The following is a 12,959-nucleotide window of genomic DNA, read 5'->3' on the forward strand; positions in this document are numbered from 1 at the left end:
GAAAGCGCCGATCCCCCCTCCGACCTGCGCGGATACGGCTTTGTCCTCGGATGGGAAAAAGTTCAACGGAATCCGGTGCAAGGGGTGTTCGCCCCGCACGGACCCGGTTACCGTCCTTGAGGTGTCCAGGACACACCCACCTCCGGGGTGACGGCGCACCCCGGCGCCCGCACCGCACGTCTCCAGCACCCACCCGTACGGCCCCACCCCGTTCCCGGAGGGACTTCGTGCACGAAACCCGTTTCAGAGACACCCGCACCCCCAGGCGTCGCAGACTGCGCACCACCGTCGCCCTCTTCACCGGCCTGCTCCTGGCCGTCGGCGCCCCGGCCACCGTCGCCGGCGCCCACCCCGGCCACCCCGAGCACGACGAACCGGCGGCCGCCGAGGGTCAGTTCCAGCAGGTGCCGCTCGCCAAGGGCGAACCCGAGACGGGTGAGCCGATGTCGCTCGCCGTGCTCCCGGACCGCAGCGTCCTGCACACCTCGCGCGACGGCACGCTGCGCCTGACGGACCAGGGCGGCGTCACCAAGGTCGCCGGCCGCCTCGACGTCTACAACCACGACGAGGAGGGCCTCCAGGGCGTCGGCATCGACCCGGACTTCAAGAACAACCGGGCCATCTACCTGTACTACGCCCCGCCGCTGGACACCCCCGCGGGCGACGCCCCGGAGACCGGCACGGCCGAGGACTTCAAGAAGTTCGACGGCGTCAACCGCCTCTCCCGCTTCACCCTCAACACCAACGGCACCCTGAACCTTGCCAGCGAGAAGAAGGTCCTGGACGTCGCGGCCTCCCGCGGCATCTGCTGCCACGTCGGCGGCGACATCGCCTTCGACGCCGACGGCAACCTCTACCTCTCCACCGGCGACGACACCAACCCCTTCGCCTCCGACGGCTACACGCCGATCGACGAGCGCGCGGACCGCAACCCGGCCTTCGACGCCCGCCGCAGCGCCGGCAACACCAACGACCTGCGGGGCAAGCTCCTGCGCATCAAGGTCGCCGAGGACGGCTCGTACACCATCCCGGAGGGCAACCTCTTCGAGCCCGGCACGGAGAAGACCCGTCCCGAGATCTACGCGATGGGCTTCCGCAACCCGTTCCGCATCAGCGTCGACAAGAAGACCGGCACGGTCTACGTCGGTGACTACGGCCCCGACGCCGGCGCCGCCAGCCCCACCCGCGGCCCCGCCGGACAGGTCGAGTTCGCCAAGGTCACCCGGGCCGCCAACTTCGGCTGGCCGTTCTGCACCGGCGCCAACGACGCCTACGTCGACTACGACTTCGGCACCGGCGCCTCCGGTGAGAAGTTCGACTGCGACGCCCCGAAGAACACCTCCCGGCACAACACCGGCCTCACCGACCTGCCGCCCGCGCAGCCCGCCTGGATCCCCTACGACGGCGGCTCCGTACCGGAGTTCGGCAGCGGTTCGGAGTCCCCGATGGGCGGCCCGGTCTACCGCTACGACCCCGAGCTCGACTCCAAGGTGAAGTTCCCCGAGGAGTACGACGGCGACTTCTTCGCCGGCGAGTTCGGCCGCCGCTGGATCAAGCGGATCGAGCAGACCGAAGACGGCTCCGTCGCGAAGATCAACGACTTCCCGTGGACCGGCACCCAGATCATGGACATGGAGTTCGGCCCCGACGGCGCGCTCTACGTCCTCGACTACGGCCTGTCCTGGTTCCAGGGCGACAAGGACTCCGCCCTGTACCGGATCGAGAACGCCGAGGACGGCTTCTCCCCGATCGCCGAGGTGAGCGCCAACAAGACGTCCGGCGCGGCCGGCCTCAAGGTCAAGTTCACCGCCTCCGCGAAGGACGCCGACTCCACGGATCTCACCTACAGCTGGGACTTCGGCGACGGCACCAAGGGCGAGGGCCTGACCCCCACCCACCAGTACAAGAAGGTCGGCACCTACAGCGCCACCTTCACCGCCACGGACCCCGAGGGCAACACGGGCAACGCCAGTGTCCGGATCGTCGTCGGCAACACCGAACCCAAGGTGCGCATCGACATCCCGGGCAACGGGGCGCTCGCCGAGTTCGGCAAGCCCGTCCCGTTCAAGGTGACGGTCACCGACCCCGAGGAGACCGTCGACTGCTCCAAGGTCAAGGTCGTCTACAGCCTGGGCCACGACTCCCACGCCCACGAACTCACCAGTGAGATGGGCTGCGAGGGCACCCTGAACCCGCCCCCCGGTGACGGCGGGCACGACCCCAACGCCAACATCTACGGGGTGGTCGGCGCCGGCTACACCGACGGCGGGGCCAACGGCCAGGAGGCCCTGACCGGCACCGCCCGGGCCGTGGTCCAGCCGCTGCACCGCCAGGCCGAGCACTTCACCGCCCAGTCCGGCGTCAGCACCTTCGACAAGGCGCAGGCCAACGGCGGCAAGACCGTCGGCGACATCCAGGACGGGGACTGGATCTCCTTCAGCCCCTACCGCTTCGACGGACAGAAGAAGATGACCGTACGGGCCTCGTCCGGCGGTAACGGCGGCTTCATCGAACTGCGCACCGGCTCGCCCGACGGCCCGCTGCACGGCTCGGCGTACATCCCGCCGACCGGCGGCTGGGAGACGTTCCAGAACGTCGACGTGCCGCTGCGCGCGCTGCCGAAGAAGACCACCGAGATCTACCTGGTCTTCAAGGGCGGCGAGGGCGCCCTGTACGACGTGGACGACTTCGAGTTCTCCACCCAGCCGTTCAAGGGCGGCAAGAAGGTCCTCGTCTTCTCGAAGACCGCCGGCTTCCGGCACGACTCCATCCCGGCCGGCGTCGCCGCGCTGAAGGAGCTCGGCGCCCCGGCCGGCATCACGGTCGACGCGACCGAGGAGGCCCGGCAGTTCACCACCACCAACCTGGCCAAGTACGACGCGGTGGCGTTCCTGTCCACCACGGGTGACGTCCTCAACGCCGAGCAGCAGAAGGCCTTTGAGGACTACGTGGCCGGCGGTGGCGGATACATGGGCATCCATGCCGCCGCCGACACCGAGTACGACTGGGCGTTCTACGGCGGCCTCGTCGGCGCCTACTTCGCCTCGCACCCGGCCATCCAGAAGGCCACCGTCCGCGTCGAGGACCACGACCACCCCGCCACCGCGCACCTGGACGACACCTGGGAGCGCACCGACGAGTGGTACAACTACCGCACCAACCCGCGTGAGCAGGCCAAGGTCCTCGCCACCCTGGACGAGACCACCTACCAGGGCGGCACCATGAAGGGCGACCACCCGATCGCCTGGTGCCAGAGCTACGGCGGCGGCCGCTCCTTCTACACCGGCGGCGGCCACACCAAGGAGTCCTACGCCGACGAAGCCTTCCGCGCCCACCTGCTCGGCGGCCTGCAGTACGCCACCGGACAGGTCAAGGCGGACTGCAAGCCGGGCAAGGGCTACCGGAAGATCTTCAACGGCCAGACGCTGGACGGCTGGAAGCAGGCCGGCCCGGGCAGGTTCGTCGTCAAGGACGGCGGGGTCATGGAGACCGAGGGCGGCATGGGCCTGCTCTGGTACCAGGCCAAGGAGCTGAAGTCGTACTCCCTGAAGCTCGACTGGAAGATGCAGGGCGACGACAACTCCGGTGTCTTCGTGGGCTTCCCGGCCTCCGACGACCCCTGGTCCGCGGTCGACAAGGGCTACGAGATCCAGATCGACGCCACGGACGCGTCCGACCGCACGACCGGAGCGATCTACTCGTTCAAGTCGGCCGACATCAAGGCCCGTGACCGGGTCCTGCGGCCGCCCGGCCAGTGGAACTCCTACGAGATCAAGGTCCAGGGCGAACGCCTCCAGGTGTTCCTCAACGGAGTCAAGATCAACGACTTCACCAACAAGGACCCCCAGCGGAGCCTGACCGACGGCTACATCGGCCTGCAGAACCACGGCGCCGACGACCAGGTCTCCTTCCGCAACATCCAGCTGAAGGAACTGCCCGTCCAGGGCGACTGAACGGCGGCGGGCGGGGGACGCCGGACCCCCGCCCGCCGTCCCTCGCACTCCCCCCGGTGTTCGCGCACGACCAGGAGGCTGCCCATGTCCGCGTCCGCGTCCCCTTCCGCGTCCCTGCCCCGCCCGCGCACGGGGGTGTGGCTGATCGGAGCACGGGGCTCCGTCGCCACCACCGTCGTCACGGGGTGCGCCGCCATCGCCGCCGGACTGCACCCGCCGACCGGCATGGTGACCGAGACCCCCGCCTTCACCCGCAGCGGCCTGCCCGCCCTGACCGACCTCGTCTTCGGCGGCCACGACACCCTCGACTGCCCGCTGCCCAAGCGCGCCGAGACCCTGACCGCCGGAGGAGTCCTCCCGCCCGGCGTCGCCACCGCCGTCGCCGCCGAACTCGTCGCCGCCGACCGCGAGATCAGGCCCGGCGGCCCCACCCCCGGGGACACCCGCACCGAGGCCGAACTGATCGACGCCTTCGCCGCCGACATCCGCGACTTCACCTACCGCCACGGCCTGGAACGGACGGTCGTCGTGAACGTGGCCTCCACCGAACCCGCCTCCGAGGGCCGTGCGGACACGCCCCTCCCCGCCAGCACCCTGTACGCCCTCGCCGCCCTGCGCGCCGGCTGCCCCTACGTCAACTTCACCCCCTCCGAGGGCATGCACCACCCGGTCGCCGCCCGCGAGGCCGAGCGCAGCGGCCTGCCGTACGCCGGACGGGACGGCAAGACCGGCCAGACCCTGCTGCGGGCCGTGCTGGGGCCGATGTTCGCCCAGCGGTCCCTGACCGTCCGCGCCTGGTCCGGCACCAACCTGCTCGGCGGCGGCGACGGCGCCGCCCTCGCCGACCCGGCCGCCGCCGCGGCGAAGAACGCGGGCAAGGAACGCGTGCTCGCCGACACCCTCGGCACCGTGCCCGAGGGCGAGGTCCACATCGACGACGTCCCGGCGCTCGGGGACTGGAAGACCGCCTGGGACCACATCGCCTTCGACGGCTTCCTCGGCACCCGCATGGTGCTGCAGACCATCTGGCAGGGCTGCGACTCGGCGCTCGCGGCCCCCCTGGTCCTGGACCTGGCCCGCCTCACCGCCCGCGCCCACGAGGCCGGCCTGTCCGGCCCGCTCGGCCCACTCGGCTTCTACTTCAAGGACCCCCTGGGCGAGGGCCCGGCGAGCCTGGGCGAACAGTACGGGGCCCTGCTGGAGCTGGGGGAGCGGCTGCGCCCGGCGGACACCGGTCACTCGGAGGAGCGTCCGTGAGCCGTCGCCGTGCGTGGGCCGAACTGCTGCGTCTGCCCGCCCTGTTCACGGTCCCCGGCGACGCCCTCAGCGGTGCCGTCACCGCCGGGGCCCGGCCCGGGCCCCGCACCCTGCTCGCCATCGGCTCCTCCCTCTGCCTCTACGAGGCCGGCATGGCCCTCAACGACTGGGCGGACCGCGCGGAGGACGCCGCCGAACGACCCCACCGCCCCCTGCCCTCCGGACGCATCCGGCCGTCCTCCGCCCTCGCGGCGGCCTGCGCCCTGACCGCCGCCGGTCTGGGCCTGGCCGCCGGCGCCGGCCGCCCCGCCCTGGCGGTGGCGACCCCGCTGGCCGCCACCGTCTGGGCCTACGACCTCGGTCTCAAGCACACCCCCGCAGGACCCGTCGCCATGGCCGCCGCCCGCGGCCTCGACCATCTGCTCGGGGCGGCCGCCACCACCGGCCGCCCCGAAGCGGCCCTGTCCTCCGCGGCCCTCCTCGGCACCCACACCCTCGCGGTGACCGCCGTCTCCCGCCGCGAGACCCAGGGCGGCACGTCCCTCCCACCCCTGGCGGCCCTGGGGGCGACGGCCGTGCTGGCCCGGCTGGTGGCGGGTGGGGGACGGGCGGCGGCTCCGGCGCGGGGCGGCCCCTTTCCGAAGGGCGGTCCCACCCCCGGTCAAGCCCTGCGCACCGCCCTCGCCGCCGCCTACGCCGTCACCGCCGGGCGTCCGTACACCCACGCGGCGCTCAACCCCTCACCGCCCCTCACCCAGCGGGCGGTCGGCGGCGGCATCCGCGCCACCATCCCGCTCCAGGCGGCGCTCGCGGCCCGCGCCGGAGCCGGGCTCACCGCCCTGGCCATCGCCGCGCTCGCCCCGATCGGGCGGCGTTACGCGAAGAAGGTGAGCATCACATGACCCCCCGCGCCGAACCGGCCTCCGCCTCCCCGTCCGCCCCGCCGCTTACACCGCGCACCCCTTCCACGGCGCTTCGCCCCGAGTCGGCCCGAGCCTCCTCACCCACCCCGCTGCCCGCGCCCACCCCCACCAGCCCCGGGGCGGCCACCCCCCTCAGCCCCCTCCGCTTCGGGTACGGCACCAACGGCCTCGCCGACCTCCGGCTCGACGACGCCCTCGGCCTCCTGGCCGACCTCGGTTACGACGGCCTCGGCCTGACGCTCGACCACATGCATCTCGACCCCTACGCCCCGGACCTGGCCGCCCGCACCGGCCGCCTCGCCCGGCGGCTGGCCGAGCTCGGCCTGGGCGTCACCGTGGAGACCGGCGCCCGCTACGTGCTCGACGCGCGCCGCAAGCACGGCCCCTCGCTGCTGGACGCGGAGCCCGACGACCGTGCCCGCCGCATCAACCTGCTGCTGCGGGCCGTCCGGGTCGCCGCCGACCTCGGCGCCCACGCCGTGCACTGCTTCAGCGGCGTCCTCCCGCCCGGCACGGACGAGGACACGGCGTGGAAGCGTCTGACCGACAGCCTCGCCCCGGTCCTGGACGCCGCCGCTGCCGCCGGTGTGCCCCTCGCCGTCGAACCGGAACCCGGCCACCTCGTGGCCCGCCTCGACGACTTCCACCGGCTGCGCCGCACCCTCGGCGACCCCGGCCCGCTGGGGCTCACCCTCGACATCGGCCACTGCCAGTGCCTGGAGACCTCCTCTCCCGCCGACTGCGTGCGCGCCGCCGCGCCCTGGCTGCGCCACGTGCAGATCGAGGACATGCGGCGCGGTGTCCACGAACACCTCCCGTTCGGGGAGGGAGAGATCGACTTCCCACCCGTCCTCGCGGCCCTCGCCGCCACCGGCTACCAGGGCCTGACCGTCGTCGAACTGCCCCGCCACTCCCACGCCGGACCGCACCACGCCGCACTGTCCCTCCCGTTCCTCCGCCGCGCCGAGGCCACGGCCCTCGCCTCACCCCTCCCCGTCCCGTCGCACGGCGATCCCTCCGCCACCCCTGAAGGGAGCACCTCATGACCCACCCCCGCACCAGCCCGGCGACCCCGGGCGCGGACACCGCCGACGAACCGCTCACGGACCCCGGTGCCGGTCCGGGACCAAGATCCGTGGCCGGCACCGCGGCGGACGTCACACCGCCCCCCGGTACGGCGACGGCCGGTGCGCCCGAACCGCCCTCCGGCAGCGCGCCCCTCGCCACCGCCACGCCCGGCGAACTGCGCGACCACCTCACCGCCCGGCTCGACGAACCGGCCCGCGGCTGGCTGCGGCGCGCCCTCGACGAGGCCGCCGCCCACCCCGGCACCCACGGCCCCATCTCGGCGTGGGAGCTGCGTATCGCCGAGGCCGGCCGCCGCTGCGGTCCCGCACACGCCGACGCCGCCCGCGTCCTCATCCTGCACGCGGCCCGCGCCGACGCCGACGCCCTCGCCCGGGTCTACTACCAGGGCACCGGCGCCGAACGCCGAGCCGTCCTGTACGCCCTGCCGCACCTGGTGCCAGGGCCCGAGGGCCTGCCGCTCGTCGAGGACGCCCTGCGCAACAACGACACCCGGCTCCTCACCGCCGCCGTCGGCCCCTACGCCGCCCGGCACCTCGACGCCCACGCGTGGCGCCACGCCGTCCTGAAGTGCCTGTTCACCGGAGTGCCCGTCGACGCCGTGGCCGACCTGGACCGCCGGGCGCACGGCGACACCGAACTGTCCCGCATGCTGACCGACTACGGGGCCGAGCGCACCGCCGCCGGCCGCGCCGTCCCCGCCGACCTGCACCGCGTACTGACCTTGACCGACCCCCCGGCCACCCCCTTCGCGCCCGCCGCCGACCACGGCTGAGCGCACCGACGGCAAGGAGTCCCGATGCGCCTCTTCGACCCCCACATCCACATGACGTCGCGCACCACCGACGACTACGAGGCCATGTACGCCGCCGGTGTCCGTGCCGTCGTCGAACCCTCCTTCTGGCTCGGCCAGCCCCGCACCTCTCCCGCCTCCTTCCTCGACTACTTCGACTCCCTCCTCGGCTGGGAGCCGTTCCGCGCCGCCCAGCACGGCATCGCCCACCACTGCACCCTCGCCCTCAACCCCAAGGAGGCGAACGACCCGCGCTGCGTCCCGGTCCTCGACGAACTTCCCCGGTATCTCGTCAAGGACCAGGTCGTCGCCGTCGGCGAGATCGGCTACGACTCGATGACCCCCGCCGAGGACACCGCGCTGGCCGCCCAGCTCGAACTCGCCGCCGCCCACGAACTTCCCGCGCTGGTCCACACCCCGCACCGCGACAAGCTCGCCGGCCTGCGCCGCACCCTCGACGTGGTCCGCGAGTCCGCCCTGCCGCTGGAGCACGTCCTGATCGACCACCTGAACGAGACCACCGTGAAGGAGGCCAAGGACAGCGGGTGCTGGCTCGGCTTCTCCGTCTATCCCGACACCAAGATGGACGAGGAACGGATGGTCGCCATCCTGCGCGCCTACGGCCCCGAGCGGGTCCTGGTGAACTCCGCGGCCGACTGGGGCCGCAGCGACCCCCTCAAGACCCGCAAGGTCGCCGACCTGATGCTGGCCGAGGGCTTCGACGAGGACGACGTGGACCGGGTGCTGTGGCGCAACCCCGTCGCCTTCTACGGGCTCAGCGGCCGCCTCACCCTCGACGTGCCCACCCCGGACGCCACCCACGAGGGCAACTCCATCCAGCGCGGCGTACCGAAGGACCCCGGTGCGGGACCGGCCGGCGCGACGGCGGACCGGCACGAGGCGACCGCCGTCCCGGGGGCGTGAGCGATGCGCTTCCGCCACCCCGACGGCTCCACCGTCCACCTCGCCTACTGCACCAACGTGCACCCGGCGGAGACCCTGGACGGCGTCCTCGCCCAGCTGCGCGACCACTGCGAACCGGTCCGCAGACGGCTCGGACGCGACCGCCTCGGCATCGGCCTGTGGCTCGCCAGGGACGCCGCCCGGGCTCTGGTCTCCGACCCGTCCGCGCTGCGCCGGCTGCGCACCGAACTCGACCGGCGCGGCCTGGAGGTCGTCACCCTCAACGGCTTCCCCTACGAGGGCTTCGGCGCCGAGGAGGTCAAGTACCGCGTCTACAAGCCGGACTGGGCCGACCCCGAGCGCCTGGAGCACACCACCGCCCTGGCCCGCGTCCTCGCCGGGCTGCTGCCCGACGACGTCACCCGCGGCACCATCTCCACCCTGCCCCTGGCCTGGCGGACCGCCTACGACGACCGGCGCGCCGAAACCGCCCGCACCGCCCTCGCCGCCCTCGGCGAACGCCTCGACGCCCTCCAGGAACTCACCGGCCGGGACATCCGCGTCGGCCTCGAACCCGAACCCGGCTGCGTCGTCGAGACCACCGGCGACGCCCTCGCCCCGCTCGCCGCCATCGGACACCCTCGCATCGGCGTCTGCGTCGACACCTGCCACCTCGCCACCTCCTTCGAGGACCCGCACACCGCCCTGGACGCCCTCACCGCGGCCGGCGTCCCCGTCGTCAAGTCCCAGCTGTCCGCCGCGCTGCACGCCGAACACCCGCACCTCCCCGAGGTCCGCGAGGCACTGGCCGCCTTCGACGAACCCCGCTTCCTGCACCAGACCCGCGTCGCCACCGCCGCCGGCCTGCGCGGCACCGACGACCTCGGCGAGGCCCTGACCGGTGACGCTCTGCCCGACGCCTCGCCGTGGCGCGCCCACTTCCACGTGCCGCTGCACGCCGCGCCCGCGGCGCCCCTCACCTCCACGCTCCCCGTCCTGAAGTCCGTACTGACCCGGCTGGCCGGGGGACCCGAGCCGCTCACCCACCACCTCGAGGTCGAGACCTACACCTGGCAGGCCCTGCCGCCCGAGCTGCGGCCCCGCGCCCGCAACCAGCTCGCCGACGGCATCGCCGCCGAACTCACCCTCGCCCGCGACCTGCTGACCGACCTCGGCCTGAAGGAGCTGCCATGACCGAGCGACCTGACCCGGCCACCCGGCCCGGCGCCCCCTCCGGCGCCGGCCGCCCCACACCGCTCCTCGTCCTCGACGTCGTCGGCCTCACCCCCCGTCTCCTGCACCACATGCCCCACCTGAAGAGGCTCGCCCAGTCCGGCTCCCAGGCGCCGCTCGGCACCGTCCTGCCCGCCGTCACCTGCGCCGCCCAGTCCACCTTCCTCACCGGCTCCCACCCCTCCGAGCACGGCATCGTCGGCAACGGCTGGTACTTCCGCGAGCTCGGCGACGTCCTGCTGTGGCGCCAGCACAACGGGCTGGTCTCCGGCGACAAGCTGTGGGACGCCGCCCGCCGCGCCCACCCCGGCTACACCGTCGCCAACATCTGCTGGTGGTACGCCATGGGCGCCGACACCGACATCACCGTCACCCCCCGTCCCGTCTACTACGCCGACGGCCGCAAGGAACCCGACTGCTACACCCGGCCCCCCGCCCTGCACGACGAACTCACCGACAAGCTGGGCACCTTTCCGCTGTTCCACTTCTGGGGCCCCGGCGCCGACCTCATGTCCAGCCGCTGGATCATCGACGCCACCCGGCATGTCATGCGCACCCGCGACACCGACCTGACCCTGTGCTACCTCCCGCATCTCGACTACGACCTGCAGCGCTTCGGCCCCGACGACCCGCGCTCCCTGAAGGCCGCCGCCGACCTGGACGCGGCCCTCGCCCCGCTCCTGGACGACGCCCGGACCCAGGGCCGTACCGTCGTCGCGCTCTCCGAGTACGGCATCACCCGCGCCGACCGCCCCGTCGACATCAACCGGGCCCTGCGCCGCGCCGGCCTGCTCGAGGTGCACACCCAGGACGACATGGAGTACCTGGACCCGATGGCGTCCCGTGCCTTCGCCGTCGCCGACCACCAGATCGCGCACGTCTACGTCCGCCGGCCCGAGGACCTCGACGCCACCCGCGCCGCCCTCGACGGACTGCCCGGCATCGACCAGCTCCTCGACGACGAGGGCAAGAAGGCCCACCACCTCGACCACCCGCGCTCGGGCGAACTCGTCGCCGTGGCGGAGCCCGACGCCTGGTTCACGTACTACTACTGGCTCGACGACGACCGCGCGCCCGACTTCGCGCAGCTCGTCGAGATCCACCGCAAACCCGGCTACGACCCGGTCGAACTCTTCATGGATCCCCTCGACCCCTACGTGAAGGTCAAGGCCGCGACCGCGCTCGCCCGCAAGAAACTCGGCATGCGCTACCGCATGGCGGTCGTGCCCCTGGACCCCTCACCTATTCGCGGCAGCCACGGCCGCCTCCCCGCGAGCGACGACGACGGTCCGCTCCTCATCTGCTCCACCCCCCGCGCTGTCGGTGACCGCGTCGCGGCCACCGACGTCAAGCAACTCCTGCTCCGGCTCGCCGGACTCGGCTGACACCGCACGACGCACGGCCGCCGACATCCGACTACCGAGAGTGAAACACACGGCACTGACAACGGCCGGCCCCGGCGCCACCGGCACCGGCCACGACCGAGAAGGCAGGGCACCCGTGACCTTGTACTCCGACTCCTCCCGCACCCCAGCCGTCCCGCTCACCGACGCCCCCGACGAGGCGCTGCGCCGCAGCCTCGGCGTGGGCCGGCGCCGCTTCCTCAGCACCTGCACCGCCGTGGCCGCCGGAGCGGTCGCCGCCCCCGTCCTCGGAGCGGCCCCCGCCCTGGCCCAGGACCGGGGCAGAGACCACGGCCACGGACACGACCACGGCCGCGGCCAGGTGCTCGTGCCGCCCCACAAGCGCGGCATCATCCTCTACACCGTCCGGGACGCCACGGCCCGCGACCCGCTGGCAAGCGACCTGCCGTCCGGCTTCCGGGAGGTGTTCAAGCAGCTGGCCCGGCACGGCTACCGCCAGGTCGAGTTCGCCGGCTACCGCCAGCACGCGAACGCACCCGGTGGGGACAACCTGGAGACCGTCGAGGGAGCCAGGCTGCTGCGCCGCTGGCTCGACGAGTACGGTCTGCGCGCCCAGGGCAACCACGGCTTCATCCCGTCGTCCTGGCCGCTGACGACGGCCGACACGGACACCTTCAAGAAGCACCTGGAGATCGCCAACATCCTCGGCATGGACCACATGGGCACCGGCGGCGACCCCACCGGCAGCTCGTACCGCGCCGACTGGGACGTGGCCGCCGACAAGTGGAACGCCCTCGGCGAGATAGCCCGCCGCGCGGGCATCAAGCTCTACACCCACAACCACGACAGCGCCTACGGCTTCCTGCTCGACGGCGGCCCGCTGGACGACCAGGGCCGTCCGACCCGCAGCTCGGGCATCCGGAAGCTGGAGTACTTCCTCAAGATCACCGACCCGAAGGTGGTCTGGCTGGAGATGGACATCTTCTGGGCGCACGTCGCCCAGTACAAGTTCCACACCTACACCGCCCACGACGGCTCCACCCGCGAGAACGTCTTCGACCCGGCGGCCCTGGTCACCCGGTACAACAAGCGCTATCCGCTGTTCCACGCCAAGGACGGCGTCGTCAGCACCACCAACGGCATGGGCTGGGACATGGTGCCGTTCGGCACCGGCGACATCGACTACACGACGTTCTTCTCACGGGTCGGCCTCAGCAACTACCGCAACCCGATGGTGGAGGACGACAACTCCCCGAGCGCCACCGACCCCGCGCAGTCGCTGCGCGAGGCCAAGATCAGCTACGACAACATGGCGGCCCTGCGCAAGCGGCGCTGCTGACCCCCGGCGCACGGACCGGGCGGCCCCTCCCGCACCATGGGAGGGGCCGCCCCGGGCGGTGTGATATAAAAAAAAAAGAGCCCCCGCCAAGGCCTTGGAGAGCGTGAG

Annotated in this window: 9 protein-coding genes; all 9 read left to right on the plus strand. The window is 72.8% G+C overall.

The window, feature by feature from the left end; translation table 11 throughout:
• Positions 1 to 227 precede the first annotated feature (227 nt).
• The 9 genes from ACFRAC_RS07490 to ACFRAC_RS07530 all read left to right on the plus strand — a co-directional run bounded on the left by ACFRAC_RS07490 (position 228) and on the right by ACFRAC_RS07530 (position 12,851).
• Positions 228 to 3,953 carry a ThuA domain-containing protein gene (locus ACFRAC_RS07490; protein ID WP_382922083.1) on the plus strand — a complete coding sequence of 1,242 codons (3,726 nt, stop codon included), beginning with the start codon at positions 228 to 230 and terminating at the stop codon, positions 3,951 to 3,953.
• An 84-nt stretch (positions 3,954 to 4,037) separates the two neighbouring features.
• The gene (locus tag ACFRAC_RS07495) at positions 4,038 to 5,210 is read left to right on the plus strand and encodes an inositol-3-phosphate synthase (RefSeq protein ID WP_382922085.1); all 1,173 of its coding nucleotides are present in this window, start codon (positions 4,038 to 4,040) and stop codon (positions 5,208 to 5,210) included.
• The gene (locus ACFRAC_RS07500) at positions 5,207 to 6,112 is read left to right on the plus strand and encodes an SCO3242 family prenyltransferase (RefSeq protein ID WP_382922088.1); all 906 of its coding nucleotides are present in this window, start codon (positions 5,207 to 5,209) and stop codon (positions 6,110 to 6,112) included. The genes ACFRAC_RS07495 and ACFRAC_RS07500 overlap by 4 nt, the downstream gene beginning before the upstream one ends.
• Positions 6,109 to 7,179: a sugar phosphate isomerase/epimerase family protein gene (locus tag ACFRAC_RS07505; protein ID WP_382922090.1), complete on the plus strand. Its 1,071-nt coding sequence runs from the start codon at positions 6,109 to 6,111 to the stop codon at positions 7,177 to 7,179. The genes ACFRAC_RS07500 and ACFRAC_RS07505 overlap by 4 nt, the downstream gene beginning before the upstream one ends.
• On the plus strand, positions 7,176 to 7,994 hold the full coding sequence (locus ACFRAC_RS07510; protein WP_382922092.1) for an EboA domain-containing protein: 819 nt from the start codon (positions 7,176 to 7,178) through the stop codon (positions 7,992 to 7,994). Before ACFRAC_RS07505 ends, ACFRAC_RS07510 begins: the two co-directional genes overlap by 4 nt.
• 24 nt (positions 7,995 to 8,018) lie before the next feature.
• A complete protein-coding gene (locus tag ACFRAC_RS07515) occupies positions 8,019 to 8,936 on the plus strand; it encodes a TatD family hydrolase (protein ID WP_382922094.1) in 918 nt (305 codons plus the stop codon).
• Positions 8,937 to 8,939: 3 nt separating this feature from the next.
• Positions 8,940 to 10,109 carry a metabolite traffic protein EboE gene (eboE, locus tag ACFRAC_RS07520; RefSeq protein WP_382922096.1) on the plus strand — a complete coding sequence of 390 codons (1,170 nt, stop codon included), beginning with the start codon at positions 8,940 to 8,942 and terminating at the stop codon, positions 10,107 to 10,109.
• A complete protein-coding gene (locus ACFRAC_RS07525; protein ID WP_382922098.1) occupies positions 10,106 to 11,533 on the plus strand; it encodes an alkaline phosphatase family protein in 1,428 nt (475 codons plus the stop codon). Before eboE ends, ACFRAC_RS07525 begins: the two co-directional genes overlap by 4 nt.
• A gap of 115 nt (positions 11,534 to 11,648) precedes the next feature.
• Positions 11,649 to 12,851 carry a sugar phosphate isomerase/epimerase family protein gene (locus ACFRAC_RS07530; RefSeq protein WP_382922100.1) on the plus strand — a complete coding sequence of 401 codons (1,203 nt, stop codon included), beginning with the start codon at positions 11,649 to 11,651 and terminating at the stop codon, positions 12,849 to 12,851.
• Positions 12,852 to 12,959: the final 108 nt, after the last annotated feature.

Origin of the sequence: Streptomyces sp. NPDC056628, assembly GCF_042792555.1 — a bacterium.
Taxonomy (GTDB): Bacteria; Actinomycetota; Actinomycetes; order Streptomycetales; family Streptomycetaceae; genus Streptomyces.

What these genes read in the sequence shown, in the direction of transcription:
- ACFRAC_RS07495 (WP_382922085.1), top strand. Translation starts at nt 4,038, where the DNA reads ATGTCCGCGTCCGCGTCCCCTTCCGCGTCCCTGCCCCGCCCGCGCACG.
- ACFRAC_RS07505 (WP_382922090.1), top strand. Translation starts at nt 6,109, where the DNA reads ATGACCCCCCGCGCCGAACCGGCCTCCGCCTCCCCGTCCGCCCCGCCG.
- ACFRAC_RS07510 (WP_382922092.1), top strand. Translation starts at nt 7,176, where the DNA reads ATGACCCACCCCCGCACCAGCCCGGCGACCCCGGGCGCGGACACCGCC.
- ACFRAC_RS07515 (WP_382922094.1), top strand. Translation starts at nt 8,019, where the DNA reads ATGCGCCTCTTCGACCCCCACATCCACATGACGTCGCGCACCACCGAC.
- eboE (WP_382922096.1), top strand. Translation starts at nt 8,940, where the DNA reads ATGCGCTTCCGCCACCCCGACGGCTCCACCGTCCACCTCGCCTACTGC.
- ACFRAC_RS07525 (WP_382922098.1), top strand. Translation starts at nt 10,106, where the DNA reads ATGACCGAGCGACCTGACCCGGCCACCCGGCCCGGCGCCCCCTCCGGC.